Source organism: Pseudomonas sp. KCJK8993, from assembly GCF_046230915.1.
Lineage (GTDB): Bacteria > Pseudomonadota > Gammaproteobacteria > Pseudomonadales > Pseudomonadaceae > Aquipseudomonas > Aquipseudomonas piscis.
The window spans coordinates 1-18,879 of record NZ_JBJJLO010000069.1; the positions used below are offsets into that span (position 1 = coordinate 1).

Here is an 18,879-nt window from a genome sequence, read left to right on the forward strand (position 1 = left end):
GAGCGATTATTGGGCGTTTGGACAGCTTTTTTGGCGCTGCTGTTGCCTGGTAAAAAATGTCGAAAATGATCAGTTTTCTGAAAATGAATGACCCCAGGAGCGTCGCCATGGGGCAGGCGAATGGGCGGAGGCAGACTGGGTAGTCAGACTAAAGTCGGGTAGGGCATGGTTGGGCGATCTGCCATCATTGCGGGTTCTCATTGATTCAATCAATTCAGTCAGCATGGCTTAATTCGCTGAATGGATTTTCCCTGGGTCTTTCTTTACCTCGCGTCACCGATTTTTTGCTGGAGCCTGTTCATGCGTCCCCCTTTCCCTCTACTCAATCCGTGCCCGCTCCTGGGCCTCGGAGCTGCCGTCCTGTGCTCGGGTTTTACCCTGCAGGCGCACGCCGCCGGTTTTCTCGAGGACAGTAGCGCCAAGCTCGAGTCGCGCACGGTCTACTTCAACCGGGACTTCCGTGATGGCCACACCAAGACCGCGCAGGGCGCATCCAAGCGCGAGGAGTCGGCCCAGGGCTTCATTCTCAACCTGCAATCGGGCTACACCGAAGGTACCGTGGGCTTTGGCCTGGATGCCCTGGGCATGCTCGGGATCAAGCTCGACTCCAGCCCGGGTCGCAGCAATAGCGGCCTGCTGCCATCCAGCGGGCATGACCCTCGGGGCTCGGCCGACCAGTACGCCAAGCTTGGCCTGACCGCCAAGGTGCGCATGTCCCAGACCGTGTTCAAATACGGCGCGCAATTGCCGGACCTGCCGCTGCTCAAGTACAACGACGGGCGCCTGCTGCCCACCCTGTTCAATGGCGCGGTATTGACCTCCAGGGAGGTCAGGGACCTGACCTTCACCGCAGCCCGCCTGAACCGCTACACCGCCCGGGATTCCACCGATTCCCAGGACATTCGCGTGCATTGCAAGAACAAGCGCTATGCCTGCAACACCACGGCCGATCACTTCGACACCTACGGCCTGGACTACAAGTTCAGCGACCGCCTCAGCGGCCAGTACCATTACGCCGAGCTCGAGGATATCTATCGCCAGCACTTCATCGGCCTGGTGGCCAACCAGCCCCTGGGGCCCGGGGTGCTCAAGGGTGACCTGCGCCTGATCAAGAGTGACGACAGCGGCAGCGCCCGTGCCGGCAGCATCGACCATCGGGCCCTGAGCACCATGCTCGGCTACGGCCTGGGCGGGCATGTGTTCAGCGCCGGCTGGCAGCGCATGTATGGCGATAACTCGATGCCGTACCTGGATGGCAGCAACCCGTACCTGGTGAACTACGTCCAGGTCAACGACTTCGCCGCGATCCAGGAGCGCTCCTGGCAACTGCGCTACGACTACGACTTCAAGGCGGTGGGCATCAATGGCCTGAGCTTCCTGACCCGCTATGTCAGCGGCGACAACATCAAGGTCCCGGGCAGCCTGCGCGAAGGCCGTGAATGGGAACGCGACAGCGAGCTCAAGTACGTGGTGCAAAGCGGCACCTTCAAGGACGTCAGCCTGCGCCTGCGCAACGCCACTTATCGCAGCAACTACCAGAAGATCGCCCGCGACATGGACGAAACCCGCCTGATCGTCAGCTATAACTTCTCGATCTTCTGATCCTCTGCCGCGGGCCCCGGGAGCCCGCGCCTTGTAGCCGCTGTCGAGCCCGTGGCGAGGCTGCGCGAAGGCCGGCAGGGCCTTGCCTCGATCTACTGCGGGCAGGAGCAGCATCTGCCAGGCAGCCCGTGGCAGCAGCTTCAGGGAGCGGTTCAGTCCAACTGGTGCCGGTACGGCAAGTCCGGCCCGGTACGGGTGCAGGTCAGGGCCGCGGCGTTGACGGCGAAGCGCAGCAGGGCGTCGATCTGCTCGCGCTCCAGCTGCGCAAGACCCTGGGGCGAGTCCAGCCCTTGCTCGGTCAGCCAGGCGATCAACGCTGCCTGGAAGGTATCGCCGGCGCCCACGGTATCGGCCACCTGGACCTTGGGCGTCGCGACCGACCAGTGGCCATGCTGTTGGCTGAAGACCGTCGCGCCCTGGCTGCCACGGGTCAGGAACACCAGCTTGGCGCTGCCTTGCAGCCAACCACGGATCAGCACTTCGGGCGCCTGCCCGGGGTACAGCTGCTCGAGGTCTTCGTCGCTGACCTTGATCAGGTCGGCCTGTGCGGCCAGTTCATCGATGCGCTGGCGCCATAGCTGGATGTCCGGTTGCGGGCCGAGCCGCACATTGGGGTCGAGGCTGATCAGGCGCCGGCCCCGCTCGCGCCTTGCCAGTGCCAACAAGGTGTCGGCAATCGGCTGTACCACCAGGCAATAGGAGCCGATGTGCAACCCGCGCACCTGTTCGCCCAGCTCCGGCAAATGTGCGACCAGAAGCTGGCGATCGGCACACCCTTCACCGCGAAAGCTGTAGTGGGGAGAGCCGTCGGCGCCCACGGCCACCATGGCCAGGGTAGTGGGGGCCTCGAACTCCTGCAGGTAGCCAGTGTCCACGCCTTCGTTGTCCAGCACCTGTCGCAGGCGTTGGCCCAGGTAGTCCCGGGAGAGGCCGGCCAGCAGCGCCGCGTCGATGCCCAGGCGGCGCAGGCCCACCGCCACGTTGAATGGCGAGCCACCGGCGATCGCCTGGAATGCGACCTTGTTGGCCGGAGCTCCGGCCTCGTCCGCGCTGAACAAGTCGAACAGCGCTTCACCACACACTAGATACATAGTCATTCGCTCTGTAAGGGGATTGCCAATTGCTGTCCATGGACTTGCGCAGCGTTTGGCGGGCCGCCCGGGCGCCAGGCGGCGGGTGGTGCATGATAGGGCGAGCAGCCTGGGGTTTTCGATCCTTCATGATCTGCGGCTTAACCATTGGCAGCCAGCATGGGCTTATAGCCCAAGGTCCACTGGCTTTTTGCGTTTCACTGCCTAAGATGGCCGTCCTGGTCCCTTGTGTTGGAAATCTCTGTTCACGATGTCGGAAAAAGACACCATCTCCCTGCAGCTGGTGCGCGAAGCGCTGTTGCAAAGTTGCGCTCCGGGCGCCGCCACCGATGAAATACTGCACAAGGTCGGCATCGATCCGGCCGACGTGCAGCAGGGCACCGGCCGGGTGCCGGCCAGCGCCTATGCGCGGCTCTGGCGCTTGCTGGCCAGGAGGCTGGACGATGAGTTCTTCGGCATGGACCCGCGCAAGCTCAAGTCCGGCAGCCTGGCATTCCTCTGTCGTTCGGCCATGGCCCAGCCGACCCTGGCCCAGGGCCTGGATTCGGTGCTGGGGTTCCTGTCGCTGATGCTTGAACACCTGCCGGCGCAACTGGTGCGCCAACAGAGCCTGGCGGAGATCGTGTTGCTGGAGGAGGAGCCCCCGCGCCGGGCCTTCACCTATTTCACCTACTGGATGATCGTCCATGGCGTGGCCTGCTGGCTGGCCGGGCGGCGGATTCCGATCCTGGCCATCGAGCTGCGCTGCCCGCAGCCGGATTTCTGCGACGACTATCGGGTGATGTTCTCTGACAACCTGCGCTTCGATCGGCCGCGCACGCGGATGATCATCGCCGCCGATTGCCTGGACTTGCCGATCAAGCGCAGCGACGAGGAGCTCAAGCGCTTCCTCGGCCATGCCCCGGCCAATATCCTGGTCAAGTACCGCGATCCGCAGAGCCTGGCCAGTCGTATCAAGCAACAGCTGCGGCAGTTGCCGGGTGAGCAGTGGCCTGAAGCCGAGAGCCTGGCCCAGAGCCTGTGCATTTCCGCTTCGACCCTGCGCCGGCGCCTGGCCGAGGAGGGGCAGAGCTACCAGGCCCTCAAGGATGGGGTGCGCAAGGAGCTGGCCATCGTCTGGCTGGCCGAGCCGCAGATCAGCTTCGTCGAGATCGCCGAGCGCCTGGGGTTCGCCGATACCAGTTCGTTCTACAAGGCGTTTCGCAAGTGGTCCGGTTCCAATCCCGGGCACTATCGCAGCCTGATCCTCAGCGTGCCGGCCTGATCCTTGGCCAAACCGGTCACGCAACTTGACAGCTTTGACCATTGTCCGGCCAGGGCCCTGGCGCCAGTATTTCGTTGATTCTGATGAGGTTCCCCCTATCAGGCCGTTGAAAAACTGCCTGCGTTGCCATCGCTGCGTTAAAAACAGGCTCAAAATGCTCATTTACCACGCGTAAACTGCGCTTTTTCGCCTGCTTTTGCTGGGCGCTGGCTGCCTCGTCGACGTTTTTCAACGGCCTGCTACAAGAACAACGAGGGCTTCTGGCAATGCGCGATTACCTGTCCGCCACCGCAAACTTCAACTACCAGCACACCGTCGATGCCACCCTGGCCGGGTCGCTGCAGGCGCTCAATGCCTGCGTCGAGTGTTGTGACCGGCATGCATTGCCCGGTCGCATCGCGTTGTTCTGGGAGGGCAAGGACGGCAGCAGCGCCAGCTATACCTTCACCGATCTGCAGGACAAGGCCGGGCGCCTGGCCAACTTCCTGCGGGCCCAGGGCGTGGGCAAGGGCGACAAGGTCGCCGGCCTCTTGCCGCGCAATGTCGAGCTCTTGATCACGATCCTGGCCACCTGGCGCATTGGCGCGGTGTACCAGCCGCTGTTCACCGCCTTCGGCCCCAAGGCCATCGAGCATCGGCTCAGCAGCTCCGAGGCCAAGGTGGTGGTGACTGACGCGGTCAACCGGCCCAAGCTCAGCGAGATCGCCAACTGCCCGACCCTAGTCACCGTGGCTGGCGCCAAGGGGCAGGGGATCGTGCGTGGCGACTTCAGTTTCTGGGCCGAACTGGAACAGCATCCGGCCCGTTGCGAGCCTGTGCTGCTCAGTGGCGAAGATCCCTTCCTGCTGATGTTCACCTCGGGCACCACCGGCCCGTCCAAGGCGCTGCAAGTGCCGCTCAAGGCCATGGTCGCGTTCCAGAGCTATACCCGCGATGCGGTGGACCTGCGACCCGAGGATGCGTTCTGGAACGTCGCCGACCCAGGCTGGGCCTATGGCATCTACTTCGGTATCACCGGCCCGCTGGGCCTGGGTCATCCGATCACCTTCTACGACGGCCCCTTCACCCTCGAAAGTACCTGCCGGGTGATCAACAAGTACGGCATCACCAACCTCACCGGATCCCCCACCGCCTACCGACTGCTGATCGCCGGTGGTGATCAGTTCGCCCGTTCGATCAAGGGCCGCTTGCGCATTGTCAGCAGTGCCGGCGAACCGCTGAACCCGGAAGTGATCCGCTGGTTCGCCGAGCACCTTGAGGTGGTGATCCACGATCACTACGGCCAGACCGAACTGGGCATGGTGCTGTGCAACCACCATGCCCTGGAGCATCCGGTGCATGTGGGGTCGGCCGGTTTCGCCTCGCCGGGTCATCGCATCGTGGTGCTCGACGAAGAATACCGCGAGCTGGGGGTCGGCCAGCCGGGGATCCTCGCCATTGACCGCCGGCAGTCGCCGATGTGCTGGTTCGCCGGTTACACCGGGGCACCGACCAAGGCTTTTGTCGGCGATTACTACCTGAGCGGCGATACCGTCGAGCTGAATCCGAACGGCAGCATCAGCTTCGTCGGGCGCAGCGACGATGTCATTACCACCTCCGGCTACCGGGTCGGTCCGTTCGATGTGGAAAGCGCCCTGGTGGAGCATCCGGCGTTGGTGGAGGCGGCAGTGGTGGGCAAGCCCGACCGGGAGCGTACCGAGGTGATCAAGGCCTTTGTGGTGCTGGGCGAGCGTTACCGCGCCACCCCGGAGTTGGCCGAGGAGCTGCGCCAGCATGTGCGCAAGCGCCTGGCGGCCCACTCCTATCCGAGGGAAATCGAGTTCGTCAGCGAATTGCCCAAGACCCCCAGCGGCAAATTGCAGCGCTTTATCTTGCGCAACCAGGAAATCGCCAAGGCTCAAGAGGCCGCGGCGGCAACAGTCAACGCGTGAACAGGGTGTGAACGATGCAGATTCAGAACAAGGTTTTTCTCGTCAGCGGTGGGGCCTCGGGCCTCGGTGCGGCCAGCGCTGAAATGCTGGTGGCCGCCGGCGCCAGGGTGATGCTGGTGGACCTCAATGCCGAGGCCGTGGCGGCCAAGGCGCAGCAGCTGGGATGCCAGAGCGTGGTCGCCGACATCAGCCAGGAAGCAGCAGCCGAAGCGGCGGTCCAGGCGACGGTCCAGGCCTTTGGCGGGCTCAATGGCCTGGTCAGCTGTGCCGGCATCGTGCGCGGCGAGAAGATCCTCGGCAAGAACGGTCCCCATGCCCTGGCGAGCTTCGCCCAGGTGATCAACGTCAACCTGATCGGCAGTTTCAACCTCATGCGCCTGGCGGCCGCGGCCATCGCCGAAGGCCAGGCCGATGCCGAAGGCGAGCGCGGGGTGATCATCAATACCGCCTCCGTCGCCGCCTTCGACGGACAGATCGGCCAGGCCGCCTATGCGGCTTCCAAGGGCGCCGTGGCCAGCCTGACCCTGCCGGCGGCCCGCGAGCTGGCGCGTTTCGGCATCCGGGTGATGACCATTGCCCCAGGTATCTTCGAGACGCCGATGATGGCGGGCATGAGCGACGAAGTCCGCGCTGGCCTGGCCGCCGGCGTGCCGTTCCCGCCGCGCCTGGGCAAACCCGCCGAGTACGCCGCGCTGGTACGGCATATCATTGAAAACAGCATGCTCAACGGCGAGGTGATCCGTCTCGACGGCGCCTTGCGCATGGCCGCCAAGTAAGGAGGATTCATCATGTCCATTGCCCAAGATCCGATCGTCATCGTCAGCGCCGTACGCACCCCCATGGGGGGCTTCCAGGGCGAATTGAAAGGCCTCAGCGCGCCGCAACTGGGTGCCGAGGCCATCCGCGCCGCCGTGCAGCGGGCCGGGATCGCCGCCGACAGCGTGGAAGAAGTGCTGTTCGGCTGCGTGCTGTCCGCCGGTCTCGGCCAGGCTCCGGCGCGCCAGGCGGCCCTGGGGGCCGGCCTGGACAAAGGCACCCGTTGCACCACCTTGAACAAGATGTGCGGTTCGGGCATGGAAGCCACCATCCTGGCCCACGACATGCTGCTGGCCGGCAGTGCCGAGGTGGTGATCGCCGGTGGCATGGAGAGCATGTCCAACGCCCCTTACCTGCTGGATCGCGCTCGCGCCGGCTACCGCATGGGCCATGGCAAGGTGCTGGACCACATGTTCCTCGATGGCCTGGAAGACGCCTATGACAAGGGCCGGCTGATGGGCACCTTCGCCGAGGACTGTGCCGAGGCCAACGGCTTCACCCGCCAGGCCCAGGACGAGTTCGCCGTGGCGTCGCTGACCCGTGCCCAACAAGCGATCAAGGATGGCCTGTTCAAGGACGAGATCGTTCCCCTGCAAGTGACCATCGGCAAGGAGTCCCGGCTGATCAGCGATGACGAGCAGCCGCCCAAGGCCAAGCTGGACAAGATCGCCAGCCTCAAGCCGGCGTTCCGCGAAGGTGGCAGCGTGACGGCCGCCAACTCCAGCTCGATTTCCGACGGTGCCGCGGCGCTGCTGCTGATGCGCCGCTCCGAAGCCGCCAAGCGCGGGCTCAAGCCACTGGCGGTGATCCATGGGCACGCGGCTTTCGCCGACACCCCGGGCCTGTTCCCGGTGGCTCCGGTCGGCGCCATCGAGCGCCTGATGAAGAAGACCGGCTGGTCCCTGGACCAAGTGGACCTGTTCGAGATCAACGAGGCTTTCGCCGTGGTCAGCCTGGTGACCATGAGCAAGCTGGAAATTCCCCATGACAAGGTCAACGTGCACGGCGGCGCTTGCGCCCTGGGCCATCCGATCGGCGCCTCCGGCGCGCGGATCCTGGTGACCCTGCTCTCGGCCCTGCGCCAGAAGGGCCTCAAGCGTGGCGTGGCCGCGATCTGCATCGGCGGTGGCGAAGCCACGGCCATGGCCATCGAATGCCTGTAACGAGGACCCGCCATGTTGCCCAATGACGAACAACAACAGATCAGCGATGCGGCCCGGCAATTCGCCCAGGAGCGTCTCAAGCCTTTTGCCGCCGACTGGGACCGCGAACATCGCTTTCCCAGGGAAGCCATCGCCGAGATGGCCGAAATGGGCTTCTTCGGCATGCTGGTGCCCGAGCAGTGGGGCGGTTGCGACACCGGTTACCTGGCCTATGCCATGGCCCTGGAGGAAGTCGCCGCCGGCGATGGCGCCTGTTCCACCATCATGAGCGTGCACAACTCGGTGGGTTGCGTGCCGATCCTCAAGTTCGGCAATGATGAGCAGAAGGAGCGCTTCCTCAAGCCCCTGGCCAGCGGCAGCATGCTCGGGGCCTTCGCCCTGACCGAACCCCAGGCCGGCTCCGATGCCAGCAGCCTGAAGACCCGGGCCCGCCGCGACGGCGACCACTATGTGCTCAACGGCTGCAAGCAGTTCATCACCTCGGGGCAGAACGCCGGGGTGGTGATCGTCTTCGCGGTCACCGATCCGGCGGCGGGCAAGCGTGGTATCAGCGCGTTCATCGTGCCCACCGACGCGCCGGGCTACAAGGTCGCGCGGATCGAGGACAAGCTCGGCCAGCACGCTTCCGACACCTGCCAGATCCTCTTCGAGGACGTGAAGGTGCCGGTGGCCAACCGCCTGGGGGCGGAGGGCGAGGGCTACAAGATCGCCCTGGCCAACCTCGAAGGCGGCCGGGTCGGCATCGCTTCGCAGTCGGTGGGCATGGCCCGCGCCGCGTTCGAAGCGGCGCGCGACTACGCCCGCGAGCGCGAGACCTTCGGCCAGCCGATCATCGAGCACCAGGCCGTGGCTTTCCGCCTGGCGGACATGGCCACCCAGATTGCCGTGGCGCGGCAGATGGTGCATTACGCCGCCGCGCTGCGCGACAGCGGCAAGCCGGCCCTGGTGGAGGCCTCGATGGCCAAGCTGTTCGCCTCGGAGATGGCCGAGAAGGTCTGTTCCGCGGCCTTGCAAACCCTGGGCGGCTATGGCTATTTGAGCGACTTCCCGCTGGAGCGGATCTACCGTGACGTACGGATCTGCCAGATCTATGAAGGCACCAGCGACATTCAGCGCATGGTCATTTCGCGCAATCTCTGACTTTTAGCAGGAGCTGATTCATGAGCTACGAAACCATTCTGTTGGATATCAAGGACCGGGTCGGCCTGATCACCCTCAACCGTCCGCAAGCCTTGAACGCGCTCAACGCGCAGATCGTCGGCGAGATCAACCAGGCCCTGGATCGCCTGGAAGCCGACCCGCAAATCGGCTGCATCGTCATCACCGGCTCGAAGAAAGCCTTCGCCGCCGGCGCCGACATCAAGGAAATGGCCGAACTGACCTATCCGCGGATCTACCTCGACGACCTGTTCAGCGACAGCGATCGGGTGGCCAACCGGCGCAAGCCGATCATCGCCGCGGTCAATGGCTTTGCCTTGGGTGGCGGTTGCGAACTGGCGCTGATGTGCGACTTCATCCTGGCCGGCGACAACGCCAAGTTCGGCCAGCCGGAAATCAACCTCGGCGTGCTGCCGGGCATGGGCGGTACCCAGCGCCTGACCCGCGCGGTGGGCAAGGCCAAGGCCATGGAATTGTGCCTGACCGGGCGTTTCATCGATGCCGTGGAAGCCGAGCGTTGCGGCATCGTCGCGCGCATCGTGCCGGCCGACGAACTGGTGGACGAAGCGCTGAAAGTCGCCGCGCTGATCGCCGGCAAGTCGGTACCGGTGAGCATGATGATCAAGGAAAGCGTGAACCGTGCCTTCGAGGTCAGCCTGTCCGAAGGCGTACGCTTCGAGCGCCGGGTGTTCCATGCAGCCTTCGCCACCCAGGACCAGAAGGAAGGCATGGCAGCCTTCATCGCCAAGCGCGAGCCGCAGTTCAAGGATCAATAACCGCACCGCCCCTGGCAGGACGCGGTGTCTGTCCCGCGTCCCGCACCATCAACCGCAGCGGTTAGCTGCGGTTGATGGAGACTCCGCCGTCGACCAGCATCGCCGTCCCGCTGACGAAACTGGCGGCGTCCGATGCGAGGAACAGCGCCGCACGGGCAATTTCCTCGGGACGGGCCAGGCGCTTGAGGGCATGCAGGCTTTCGACAAAGGCGCGTTGCTCAGGCGTATCGGTTGCTGCCCGGCCCATGGGCGTGTCGGTGCCTCCGGGCAATAGCGCGTTGGCGCGAATGCCATGGGGACCCTCTTCAGCCGCGATGACCTGGGTCAATCCGATCAGCGCGGCCTTGCTCGCGGCATACGCCGCCATACCGGGAAAACCGACGCGGTGCCCGACAAAGCTGGACGTGAAAATGATGGACCCTGCGCCCCGGCTGCGCAGAGCAGGCAACTGGTACTTGGCCCCCAGAAAGGCACTGGTCAGGTTGGAGTCGAGCACGGCCTGCCACTGGCCCAGGCTCAGCTCGGAGACGGGCCGGGTTTCACCGGTGATCCCGGCGTTATTGAATGCGATATCCAAGCCCCCGAAATGCTCCACCGCCAGCGTCACCAGACGCTCGGCCAATGCCTCGCTGCGAATATCACCTGCAACCCCGAGTACCTCGCCACCGTCCTGCTGGATCTGGGCGACCAGCGCATCCAGTGCTTCACCCCGACGGCCGGTCACTATCAGGCGCGCGCCCTCTTGGGCGAACAGCCGGGCGGCGGCCTGGCCGATGCCCGAGGTGGCTCCCGTGACAATCGCGACTTTGTCTTGCAGTTGTTTCATGATTGACCTCCTGTGCGTGAGCGTTGAGCCAACCATAGGCCGCTCCGAACGGCGCTGAACTCCGGATCTTGCGTTGAATGTTTGTGACCGCGCCAGGGCCGGCTGCCTGACAGTGCACGACAGGGCTTATGGGGCCTCGCGCTGCGGATCGCGGCTGGCGAGGAGGGCGGCCAGGCGAGCAAAAAAAATCGCAGCCAAGGCTGCGATTTCTGCTTTGCGGCGCTCCTGCCTACAGCTGGTAATGCTTCAGCTCGCGGGCGATCAGCAGGCGCTGGATCTCGCTGGAGCCTTCGTAGATCTGGGTGATCCGTGCGTCGCGGTAGTAGCGCTCCACCGGGTAGTCCTCCAGGTAACCATAGCCGCCGTGGATCTGCATGGCCGAGGAGCAGACCTTCTCGGCCATCTCCGAGGCGAACAGCTTGGCCTGGGAGGCTTCGGACAGGCAGGGCTGGCCGGCGCTGCGCAGGCGGGCGGCATGCAGGATCAGCAGGCGGGCGGCGTTGATCCGGGTGTGCATGTCCGCCAGCAGGTTGGCGATGCTCTGGTGCTCGATGATCGGCTTGCCGAACTGCACCCGGTCGCGGGCATAGGCCAGGGACGCTTCGAAGGCGGCCCGGGCGATCCCCAGGGCCTGGGCGGCGATACCGATGCGCCCGCCTTCGAGGTTGGACAGGGCGATGGCCAGGCCCTTGCCGCGTTCGCCCAGCAGGTTGGCGGCCGGCACGCGGCATTGGTTGAGCGTCACTGCGCAGGTGTCGGAGGCGCGGATGCCCATCTTGTGCTCGGTGCGGTCGACGATGAAACCCGGGGTGTCGGTGGGGACCAAGAATGCCGACAGGCCTTTCTTGCCCAGCTCCGGATCGGTGACGGCGAAGACGATGGCCAGTTGCGCGCGCTTGCCGTTGCTGACGAATTGCTTGGCGCCGTTGATCACCCACTGGCCGTCGCGCAGTTCGGCGCGGGTCTTGAGGTTGTGGGCCTCGGAGCCGGCCTGGGGTTCGGTCAGGCAGAAGCAGCCGATGGCCTGGCCACTGGCCAGGCGCGGCAGCCAAGCCTGTTTCTGCTCTTCGCTGCCGTAGTTGAGGATCGGCCCGCAACCCACCGAGTTGTGGATGCTCATCAGCGCGCCGGTGGCGCCGTCGCCAGCGGCGATCTCTTCCACGGCCAGGGCATAGGCCACGTAGTCCAGGTAGCTGCCGCCCCATTGTTCGGGAACCACCATGCCCAGCAGGCCCAGTTCGCCCATCTTGCGGACCAGGGCGTCGTCGATCCAGCCGGCCTTTTCCCAGGCCTGGGCATGGGGCGCGATCTCGCCGCGAGCGAAATCCCGGGCCATGTCGCGGATCATCACTTGTTCTTCGGTCAATTCGATGTCGTGCATGAGTTCAGCTCCCGCTGCCGTCGAAACCGCTGAAGAAGCTCGCTACCCGGTCGGCCTCGAGGGCCGCCAGGGTCGGCGGATTCCAGCGGGGGGTCTTGTCTTTGTCGATGATCAGGGCGCGTACGCCCTCCATCAGGTCGCCACGCTCGAACCACTGGCGGTCCAGGTGCAGCTCCAGGGCGAAGCATTGTTCCAGGGCCAGGTGCCGGCCCTGGCGCAGCATTTCCAGGGTCACGGCCATGGCCAGTGGCGAGCGGGTCTCGAGCAGGTCGGCGGTGGCCAGTGCCCACTCGTGGCTATCGGCCACGCTCACGCTGCGCAGTTGCTCGACGATGGCAGGCACGTCGGGCAGGGCGAAGAAATGGTCGATGGCCGGGCGCAGGCTGGCCAGTGGCGCGTCGGGCAGGGTCTGGACGCCGAGCTTGGCCAGCAGCCCCTGCAGGTCCTTGAGCGGTGCATGGCTCCACTGCAGGCGGTCCAGGCGCTGGTCGAGCAGTGCCAGCTTGTCGCTTTCCAGGTGCCAGTCGGCCAGGCCGCAGTACAGGGCGTCGGCCGCGCGGATCTGTACGCCGCTGACCCCCAGGTAGGTGCCCAGCTCGCCGGGGATGCGTGATAGGAAATAACTGCCGCCGACGTCCGGGAAATAACCGATGGCCACTTCCGGCATCGCCAGGCGGCTGCGTTCGGTCACCACCCGCAGATCCGCACCCTGCACCAGGCCCATGCCGCCGCCGAGGACAAAACCGTCCATCAGAGCCAGCACCGGCTTGCGGTAATGATGGATCGCCAGGTCCAGGGCGTACTCCTCGACGAAGAACGCTTCGTGCAGGGTGCCGCCGCTTTTGTAGCTGTCGTACAGCGAGCGGATATCGCCGCCGGCGCAAAAGGCTTTGTCACCGGCGCCGCGCAGCACCACTGCATGGATTTGCGGATCCTGGGCCCAGGCGTCCAGTTGCCGTTGCAAGGTACGCACCATGGACAGGGTGATGGCGTTGAGACCGGCGGGGCGATTGAGGGTCAGGTGGCCGATGTGGTTGCGCACCTCGACCTGCACCTCGTCCTGAGGTGCATCGAGTTCCCGGGCCGTATGGGATGAAACCTGAGCAGTCATCACTAACTCCCTGCTTTTATTGTCTTTATATGAGGCTCGCGGACGAGCATCGGCGGATCGTATCAGTGCAAATTTGCCTTGTACAACCCGGAATGCTGCAGGTTGGCTATGCATTTTTGCAGGGTCGGACAAGCCCCGCGAACACCTGGTAATGGCCCTGGGCAGGGCCGTGCAGCCTTGGCCCGCAGCACCGGGGTTTCGGCGCGGGCGGTCAGCCTGGCGGTGCCGGCACGCCAGCGCCACGCGGCCCAGGGGCCCGCGCCGGGCACTTGAACAGTACGCTCTGGCTGGCCCGCAGGCGTTCTTCGCAGCCCAGGGTCGCCAGTTGCCCGCTGACTGGCGCAAGGTCTTTCTGCCGTCGTACCAGGTAGAAGGCCTGGTCGATCGGCAATTCCTCCAGGCGCTCGATCCGCCGGGCTTGCCCGGCGGTGTAGAACTGCGCCGAGTACGAGCGTCGGCCCCAGTAGAATAGCGGCGCCGGCTCGTTGGCTTGCAGGCCGTTCCAGGCCTGGGCCATGGCTTGCTGGTTCTGTGCACGTTGCAGGGCCGCGCCCTGGGTCACGGTGAACAGCAGGCCCAGGGGCAGCAGCAAGGCCAATCCCAGCCACCCTGGCGAGACTGTCTTGCCATCGGCCCGCCGTGGCGTGGTCAGGGCCAGCGCCAGCAGCAGGCACCAGGCGGGCAGGGCGGGGAGGACGTAGGTCCACAGGATATTGCTGGAGAAGGTGAAGAACAGTGGGGTGACCACGGCCCACCAGCTGATGAAGCTCAGGCGCAGGTCCAGGCAGGCGGACGGTCGATAGACCCGGTACAGCAACGGCAGCAACAGGCTCCAGGGCAGCAGTGCCATCAGCAGTTCCAGCCAGATGCTGGCGTAGGGGCGTTCATGGGCGCTGCCGTACAGATCGCCAGGCCAGTCGCTGACCATATAGCGTTTCCAGTGCTCGCCCACCAGGAAGTAGTCGAGAAACCCGGGCGTGCGCCATTCGGCCAACAGGTACCAGGGAACGGACACCAACAGCATTACCCCCAGGCCGCTTAACCAGGGCAGGTTCAGCAGGGCGCGCCACTGCCGGTTGAACAGGGTCCAGAGCCCGGCTTGGGCTCCCACCAGCACCAGTACCAGCGGTCCCTTGGCCAACAGCCCCAGGCCGAGGCCGAAGAAGCCGGCCAGGGCCCAGGCACGTCGGCCATGCACCGCGCCGCGCCAGAAACCGTAGCTGGCCAGCAGGATCGAGAAGCTCAGGGCCGGGTCGGTCAAGACCACGCCAGCGGCCAGCAGCCCCAGGCCGGAGCTGGAGAACAGGATGGCCGCCAAGAGACCGATGCGCTCGTCGTACTCTTCGCGGGCAAAGCGGATCAGCAACAGACAGCTGGCTATATGGAACAGCCAGGCGGGCAGGCGCACGGCCAGCTCGTTGATGCCCAACCACTGCATGCCCAGGGCCTGGCTCCAGAAGGCTAACGGCGGCTTGCCCCAGAACGGCACGCCGTAGTCGAACATCGGGGTCACCCAATCATCGAGCTCCAGCATCTTGCGCGCCATCTCGGCATAGCGCGCTTCGGAGGTGTCCATCAACGGATACAGGCCCAGGGTCAGCAGGCGCAGGCCGAGGATGCCCAACAGCAGCCACCACAGGTGGCGGGTGGAAAGTCTGTTCATCGAAGCACTTCTTGTTCGTCGGCCCGGGTCGTGGAAGGTGCCGGCAATTGTCGGGGGAAGCCGCCGAAGGTGCTGTGCAGGAAGTACAGCGGTCGGCGCTTGACCTCGACCAATGCGGCGCCGATATATTCGCCGACCATGGCGATGCCCACCAGTGCCAGGGCCATGGCACCGAGGATCAGGTGATCGATGCTGAAGGCGTCGGCGAGCCACTGGTGCAACAGGTAGGAGCAGGTCAACAGCAGGGTGGCCAGGCTGAGCACGCTGAACCAGCGCAGGGGCTTGCGGGAAAAGGCCAGGACGCCCTCCATCGCCAGGTCCACCAGGGCCATGGGGCTCCACTTCGACTCGCCGGCCTTGCGCCGGGCCCTCCGATAGGGAATCTCCACGGTCTTGAAACCCAGCCAGTTGACCAGGCCCTTCATCAAGGTCGCCCGCTCGGGCATGTGGCGCAGGGCGTTCAATGGCGCGGGGCCGATCAGGCGGAAGTCGCTGACATCCGGTGGTACCGGGTACTTGTCCACCAGCAGGTTCATCAGCTTGTAGTAGAGCCGGGCGCTCAGGCGCTTGCCGGCGGTATCGCTACGTCGGTCGCTGCGCTGCATGTTGACGATGTCGTGGCCGGCCAGCCAATGGCGCACCATGGCCGGGATCAGTTCCGGCGGGTCTTGCAGGTCGGCATCGATGAACAGCACCGCATCCCCGGCCGCATGGTCGATGCCGGCGGACATTGCCGATTCCTTGCCAAAGTTGCGGCTCAAGTTCAAGCAGCGCACCCGGGGCGCGCGGCAGAACTGTTCCAGTAGTTCATAACTTCCATCCTGGCTGCCATCGTTGACATAGAGAATTTCATAGGCCACCGGCAGGGCGCTCAATACCAATGTCAAGCGATGGTGGAACTCCGGCAATACATGGGCTTCGTTATAACAGCAGACAATGACGCTGATGACTGGGTGATTGTCTACTTGCGCGTGGCTAGGCAATTTCATTTTTAAAAGTCCAGGTCCGGTTTATCCAGTAGCTGCCCAAGGTCAGGCAGAAGGTACTCACTAGTTGCATCGATAACGGCCAGTCCGGTGCCAGGGCCAGCAGGCACAGCATCAGCAAAGCATTGCCGAGGTTGTATACGGCGGCCGTGACGCAGAAGCGCCAGGCCTGGTCGCTACGAGCCTGGCAATCGCCCCGGGCAAAGGTCCAGCGCTTGTTGCCCTGGTAGCTGAGCCAGGTTCCCAGGCTGGCGCCCAGCAAACTGGCCAACAGCGCCGGCAGGGGACCGAGTAGCAGCAGGAACACCACGTAATGAGCCGCGGTGGCGATCGCGCCCACCAGCAAGTAACGTGGAAGTTGTTTTGATGGACGTCTGGAAGATGAATTTATTGATCGCGACATTGGCAAGTTCCAAGGCTGGCAGTGGATTAATCTTTGGGAAATCCATGTCGATAATCAGTGGGTGTCTTGTGAAAAATTCGTTTGCCAATATGCGCTGAATATTTCACGAAGTAACATGTCGAAGTTGTAATTTATATTGCCGGGTCAATCATCCTGCGGCTTTGCGGGAATAAAAATTTACTTGGCTTTGATGAAGATATCCTGGCTGTTAGTTTGCGGTCAGTATCGCCAGTGCCGCAGCCGTGGGTGAATCTCCGGACGCTGCCACTGGTTCCCGGCAAACGGGTCGCTACAATGGCGCTCGACTTTGACGCTCTCGAGGCAGTATGGATATCGAGCTGGCCCGCACCTTCCTGGAAATCGTTCGCAGCGGCAGCCTGATCGCCGCCGCCGAGCGCCTGCACCTGACCCAGACCGCCATCAGTGCCCGGGTACAGAACCTGGAAGGCCAGCTCAACTGCAAGCTGCTGGTGCGCAACCGGGCCGGGGCCCGTCCCACGGCCGACGGCGAAGCCTTCATCACCTACGCCAACCAACTGGTGCAGACCTGGGAAGCGGCCCAGCGCGACCTGCCGCTCTTGGCCGGTTATCGCAATGTGCTGCATGTGGGGGGCGAATTGAGCCTGTGCAATCCGTTGATGCTGCATTGGGTACGGCGCCTGCGCCAGGCCTTGCCCAACCATGCGGTGCGGACCCAGATCGGCGATGGCGCGAGCTTGCAGCGTCAACTGGAGTTGGGCGTGCTGGATGCGGCGCTGGTATTCCAGCCGCTGTACTCGCCAGGCCTGCAGGTTGAGCAACTGCTGGAGGAGAAGCTGATCCTGGTACGCCTGGCCGGACGCCCGGAGCCCTATGTGTATATCGACTGGGGCGAGGATTTCCGGCGCCAGCACGACGCCGCACTGCCTGAACAGGCAAAGGCCGCGGTGGGTTTCAACCTTGGGCCCCTGGCGCTGCAGTTCATCCTCGATTCCGGCGGCAGCGGCTATTTCCGTACCCGGGTGGTCCAGAGCTATCTGGACAGCGGCGTACTGGAGCGAGTGGAGAAGGCCCCGGAGTTCAGTTTCCCCACCTACCTGCTCTATGCCCGGGAGCGCGATTCGGCTCCCTTGCAGCGAGCCTTCGAGGTCTTGCGCGAAGTGATTGGCCAGGACACCGACTGGTCCCAGCGCTGGTCGCCGATCAACTGACTCCAGGGGCGAACCGCGACAGCGACAAGCGCGGCCTCAGGGGCGCGGTTCGGAGGCCGAGGCCAGCACCTGGCCGATGCTGCGGCGCCGAGCGTGGGCCTCGCTGGCGTGGACCAGTTGCTCGAGATCCTCGGGCGTGACGTCGAAGAACTCTTCCATTTCCTCCAGGGCCAGCTTCAGGTCGGCGGCGGTGATCGCCAGGCTGTCGGTGGCGGAGGCTGGAACCAGGACCGCCGGCGGCTCGCTCGGCCCCTTGGGGTAGCGAGTGCGGGTCAGGTTGTTATAGGCCAGGGCGCTGGCCAGCAAGCTGGCGGCGGCCAGCATCACCGGCCCCAGCTCCAGCCAGCCCAGGGCGATGCTGTCCGGGTCGGCCAGCACCAGGGTCAGGGCCACCGCACCAGCCGGCGGATGCAAGCAACGTAGCCAGCACATCAGCACCACTGCCATGCCTGCGGCCAGGCAGGCGCTGCCCAGGCTACGCCCCAGCACCTGGGCCACCAACAGCGCCATTACCGCGGCGCACAGGTAGCCACCGAGGATCGACCAGGGTTGCGCCAGGGCCCCGGAGGACACTGCGAACAGCAGCACCGCCGAGGCACCGAGGGGGCCGATCAGGTGCACGGCCACGGGCATGCCGAATACCTGGGCGCAGAACCAGACACTGAACAGGGTTCCCAGGGCCATGCCGAGGGCGGCGCGGCTCCATTCCAGGGGACGGGTATTGATGGCAGCGGGTTTCCAGCGGGCGAACATCGATGACAACGATCCATTTACAGACGGCGGGCAAAAAGAAGGGCTTGCCTGGATCACCAGAAAGCCCTTGAACGTTCCAACATTTGGGGGAGGAACGGGCGCAGTTTGCCGATCGATACGGTGACTGGCAAATTCATAATAATGCTCTTTAAGTGCAGTTTTTTTGCATTCAAGCCCTGATCTGCCAGGCGCATGAATCTACCCGGTGCTGCATTCGCTAGAGCAGCAGGTGCATGGCGCAGCGCCGCTGCGCCGGCAGCCCGTGCTCGGCCTCGTCGGCCAGGACCTGGCGCAGGCGCGCCGGCAGCCGGGCCGTCTCCAGGGTGACGAAGCCCAGGCGCCGATAGAAGGGTTCGTTCCACGGCAACTCGCGGAAGGTGCTCAGGGTCAGGGCCTCGAGCCCTCGCTGGCGCGCATGTTCGATCGCGGCCTGCAGCAGGGCCTTGCCGATACCCCGGCCCTGGTGGTCGCTGGCTACCGAGACCTCCCATACATGCAACTGCGGGCCGAAGACCTGGGCGGCGAGAAAAGCGCACGGGCCAGCATTGTCGGCGATGGCCACCCAGACCACCTGGGTGCGGATGCGTTGCTCGTGGCAAGCGCTATCCGCCACTGGCGCGTCGGCCAGCCAGGCGAGTTGCGGATCGCGGCGAAACAGCGTGGCAGCGGAAGTTTCGATGGCGGGGAGGAAGCGGGCATCGGGCACTCGCGCCCGGCGGATTTCAATGGTCATGGGCGCGAGTGTAAGGAGCCGCCGGGGCCTTG

At 64.6% G+C, this 18,879-nt stretch carries 16 protein-coding genes and 1 pseudogene; 8 read left to right on the plus strand and 9 right to left on the minus strand.

Annotated elements, in window-relative coordinates; genetic code table 11:
• The first annotated feature begins 300 nt into the window (after nt 1–300).
• Nucleotides 301–1,602 (plus strand): OprD family porin, encoded by a 1,302-nt coding sequence (locus ACK6AU_RS20290; protein ID WP_409300987.1) that lies wholly within the window; start codon nt 301–303, stop codon nt 1,600–1,602.
• Between the two features lie 152 nt (nt 1,603–1,754).
• On the opposite strand, the gene ACK6AU_RS20295 is transcribed toward ACK6AU_RS20290, so the two are convergent.
• Complete coding sequence (locus ACK6AU_RS20295) at nt 1,755–2,693, minus strand: carbohydrate kinase family protein (RefSeq protein ID WP_409301016.1); 939 nt, start codon at nt 2,691–2,693, stop codon at nt 1,755–1,757.
• Between the two features lie 250 nt (nt 2,694–2,943).
• Here ACK6AU_RS20295 and ACK6AU_RS20300 point away from each other — a divergent pair, with 250 nt between their 5' ends.
• The 6 genes from ACK6AU_RS20300 (at nt 2,944) to ACK6AU_RS20325 (ending at nt 9,801) form a co-directional block, all read left to right on the plus strand.
• Complete coding sequence (locus ACK6AU_RS20300) at nt 2,944–3,957, plus strand: AraC family transcriptional regulator (RefSeq protein ID WP_409300989.1); 1,014 nt, start codon at nt 2,944–2,946, stop codon at nt 3,955–3,957.
• 266 nt (nt 3,958–4,223) lie between these two features.
• Nucleotides 4,224–5,888, plus strand: coding sequence for an AMP-binding protein (locus ACK6AU_RS20305; RefSeq protein ID WP_409300991.1), 1,665 nt, complete (start codon nt 4,224–4,226; stop codon nt 5,886–5,888).
• A gap of 14 nt (nt 5,889–5,902) precedes the next feature.
• Nucleotides 5,903–6,664 (plus strand): SDR family NAD(P)-dependent oxidoreductase, encoded by a 762-nt coding sequence (locus ACK6AU_RS20310; protein WP_185699925.1) that lies wholly within the window; start codon nt 5,903–5,905, stop codon nt 6,662–6,664.
• Nucleotides 6,665–6,676: 12 nt separating this feature from the next.
• Nucleotides 6,677–7,867: an acetyl-CoA C-acyltransferase gene (locus tag ACK6AU_RS20315; protein WP_185699924.1), complete on the plus strand. Its 1,191-nt coding sequence runs from the start codon at nt 6,677–6,679 to the stop codon at nt 7,865–7,867.
• Nucleotides 7,868–7,879: 12 nt separating this feature from the next.
• Entirely contained in the window at nt 7,880–9,007 is a 1,128-nt protein-coding gene (locus tag ACK6AU_RS20320; protein WP_185699923.1) for an acyl-CoA dehydrogenase, read from the plus strand.
• A 20-nt stretch (nt 9,008–9,027) separates the two neighbouring features.
• Complete coding sequence (locus ACK6AU_RS20325; protein ID WP_185699922.1) at nt 9,028–9,801, plus strand: enoyl-CoA hydratase; 774 nt, start codon at nt 9,028–9,030, stop codon at nt 9,799–9,801.
• 61 nt (nt 9,802–9,862) lie between these two features.
• Here ACK6AU_RS20325 and ACK6AU_RS20330 read toward each other — a convergent pair whose 3' ends face one another.
• The 6 genes from ACK6AU_RS20330 to ACK6AU_RS20355 all read right to left on the minus strand — a co-directional run bounded on the left by ACK6AU_RS20330 (nt 9,863) and on the right by ACK6AU_RS20355 (nt 16,108).
• Nucleotides 9,863–10,627, minus strand: coding sequence for an SDR family oxidoreductase (locus ACK6AU_RS20330; RefSeq protein WP_409300994.1), 765 nt, complete (start codon nt 10,625–10,627; stop codon nt 9,863–9,865).
• Between the two features lie 229 nt (nt 10,628–10,856).
• Nucleotides 10,857–12,008 carry an acyl-CoA dehydrogenase family protein gene (locus ACK6AU_RS20335; protein ID WP_185699920.1) on the minus strand — a complete coding sequence of 384 codons (1,152 nt, stop codon included), beginning with the start codon at nt 12,006–12,008 and terminating at the stop codon, nt 10,857–10,859.
• A gap of 4 nt (nt 12,009–12,012) precedes the next feature.
• Entirely contained in the window at nt 12,013–13,119 is a 1,107-nt protein-coding gene (locus ACK6AU_RS20340) for an enoyl-CoA hydratase/isomerase family protein (RefSeq protein ID WP_185699919.1), read from the minus strand.
• A gap of 211 nt (nt 13,120–13,330) precedes the next feature.
• A complete protein-coding gene (locus ACK6AU_RS20345) occupies nt 13,331–14,782 on the minus strand; it encodes an ArnT family glycosyltransferase (protein ID WP_409300997.1) in 1,452 nt (483 codons plus the stop codon).
• Complete coding sequence (locus ACK6AU_RS20350; RefSeq protein WP_185699917.1) at nt 14,779–15,771, minus strand: glycosyltransferase family 2 protein; 993 nt, start codon at nt 15,769–15,771, stop codon at nt 14,779–14,781. Before ACK6AU_RS20350 ends, ACK6AU_RS20345 begins: the two co-directional genes overlap by 4 nt.
• Nucleotides 15,758–16,108: a GtrA family protein gene (locus ACK6AU_RS20355; RefSeq protein ID WP_185699916.1), complete on the minus strand. Its 351-nt coding sequence runs from the start codon at nt 16,106–16,108 to the stop codon at nt 15,758–15,760. Before ACK6AU_RS20355 ends, ACK6AU_RS20350 begins: the two co-directional genes overlap by 14 nt.
• Before the next feature lie 389 nt (nt 16,109–16,497).
• Between ACK6AU_RS20355 and ACK6AU_RS20360 the strand changes: the two genes are divergently transcribed.
• Entirely contained in the window at nt 16,498–17,361 is an 864-nt protein-coding gene (locus ACK6AU_RS20360; RefSeq protein ID WP_185699915.1) for a LysR family transcriptional regulator, read from the plus strand.
• A 36-nt stretch (nt 17,362–17,397) separates the two neighbouring features.
• On the opposite strand, the gene ACK6AU_RS20365 is transcribed toward ACK6AU_RS20360, so the two are convergent.
• Nucleotides 17,398–18,114 carry an HPP family protein gene (locus tag ACK6AU_RS20365; RefSeq protein ID WP_185699914.1) on the minus strand — a complete coding sequence of 239 codons (717 nt, stop codon included), beginning with the start codon at nt 18,112–18,114 and terminating at the stop codon, nt 17,398–17,400.
• 217 nt (nt 18,115–18,331) lie between these two features.
• Nucleotides 18,332–18,856 (minus strand): annotated as a pseudogene (locus ACK6AU_RS20370) (GNAT family N-acetyltransferase); the annotation flags it as partial.
• Nucleotides 18,857–18,879: the final 23 nt, after the last annotated feature.

Bases quoted from the DNA above. Each gene is read 5' to 3' on its own strand.
- ACK6AU_RS20290 (WP_409300987.1), top strand. From the start codon at position 301: ATGCGTCCCCCTTTCCCTCTACTCAATCCGTGCCCGCTCCTGGGCCTC.
- ACK6AU_RS20295 (WP_409301016.1), bottom strand. From the start codon at position 2,693: ATGTATCTAGTGTGTGGTGAAGCGCTGTTCGACTTGTTCAGCGCGGAC.
- ACK6AU_RS20300 (WP_409300989.1), top strand. From the start codon at position 2,944: ATGTCGGAAAAAGACACCATCTCCCTGCAGCTGGTGCGCGAAGCGCTG.
- ACK6AU_RS20305 (WP_409300991.1), top strand. From the start codon at position 4,224: ATGCGCGATTACCTGTCCGCCACCGCAAACTTCAACTACCAGCACACC.
- ACK6AU_RS20310 (WP_185699925.1), top strand. From the start codon at position 5,903: ATGCAGATTCAGAACAAGGTTTTTCTCGTCAGCGGTGGGGCCTCGGGC.
- ACK6AU_RS20315 (WP_185699924.1), top strand. From the start codon at position 6,677: ATGTCCATTGCCCAAGATCCGATCGTCATCGTCAGCGCCGTACGCACC.
- ACK6AU_RS20320 (WP_185699923.1), top strand. From the start codon at position 7,880: ATGTTGCCCAATGACGAACAACAACAGATCAGCGATGCGGCCCGGCAA.
- ACK6AU_RS20325 (WP_185699922.1), top strand. From the start codon at position 9,028: ATGAGCTACGAAACCATTCTGTTGGATATCAAGGACCGGGTCGGCCTG.
- ACK6AU_RS20330 (WP_409300994.1), bottom strand. From the start codon at position 10,627: ATGAAACAACTGCAAGACAAAGTCGCGATTGTCACGGGAGCCACCTCG.
- ACK6AU_RS20335 (WP_185699920.1), bottom strand. From the start codon at position 12,008: ATGCACGACATCGAATTGACCGAAGAACAAGTGATGATCCGCGACATG.
- ACK6AU_RS20340 (WP_185699919.1), bottom strand. From the start codon at position 13,119: ATGACTGCTCAGGTTTCATCCCATACGGCCCGGGAACTCGATGCACCT.
- ACK6AU_RS20345 (WP_409300997.1), bottom strand. From the start codon at position 14,782: ATGAACAGACTTTCCACCCGCCACCTGTGGTGGCTGCTGTTGGGCATC.
- ACK6AU_RS20350 (WP_185699917.1), bottom strand. From the start codon at position 15,771: ATGAAATTGCCTAGCCACGCGCAAGTAGACAATCACCCAGTCATCAGC.
- ACK6AU_RS20360 (WP_185699915.1), top strand. From the start codon at position 16,498: ATGGATATCGAGCTGGCCCGCACCTTCCTGGAAATCGTTCGCAGCGGC.
- ACK6AU_RS20365 (WP_185699914.1), bottom strand. From the start codon at position 18,114: ATGTTCGCCCGCTGGAAACCCGCTGCCATCAATACCCGTCCCCTGGAA.